The sequence below is a fragment of the Mesorhizobium sp. M7A.F.Ca.MR.148.00.0.0 genome (genome assembly GCF_003997735.1).
Taxonomy (GTDB): domain Bacteria; phylum Pseudomonadota; class Alphaproteobacteria; order Rhizobiales; family Rhizobiaceae; genus Mesorhizobium.
This window is the reverse complement of record NZ_RZTB01000365.1, coordinates 1-588: the sequence shown is the minus strand read 5'-3', so window position 1 is coordinate 588 and position 588 is coordinate 1. Positions and strand designations below refer to the sequence as shown.

1 pseudogene is annotated in these 588 nt (G+C 61.6%); it reads right to left on the bottom strand.

Going from position 1 to position 588, the window contains the following annotated elements:
* Positions 1-145: 145 nt before the first annotated feature.
* Positions 146-588: pseudogene (locus tag EOB49_RS34525) on the bottom strand (hypothetical protein); the annotation flags it as partial.

Below are 588 nucleotides of genomic sequence, written 5' to 3'. Positions count from 1 at the left end.
CACTCTCACCGCCTACGTCAGATCGAAGACGTTAGCCGAAAAAGATGCCTGGGATGATCGCTACATCCCGACAGTCGAACCCGCCACAGGCGCCGGCCACCCCTCGCACCGGTCGATTCCCGAGATGTGCATCGTGGGCGATGCGTCATGCCTTTGCCTCCCGGATCGCCCGCAATGTCGCATGGCGCAGCTTGTCCTCGCGCTTAAGGGTCTTCACGCGGCCGACGAGGCCAGGTTTGATCCATTCAGCGTCGGGCTTGTCCGCGCCTTTGGGGGGCGTGCCTTTCCCCTCTTGCACCTTGGCATAGAGGTGTTCTCGCATGGCTTTGGTCAGAGCGATGTTTGCCGACCCGACATAGCGGCGTTCCGCATCGCGGGTTACCATCAAAGCGAGTGGAGCCGATCCCGGCTTGCGCTGCACGCCTGCAACCTCAAAGTCGACTTCCTCGTAGCATTTCGTTTTCCGCCAGGCTTCGGTATCGCCTGACCGATAGACGCTGTCCGGCCGCTTCGACACCATGCCCTCTAGGCCCATCCGATCAACCGCGGCATAAAAGTCAGCCCCGCCGCCATGCACATGGTGGCTGT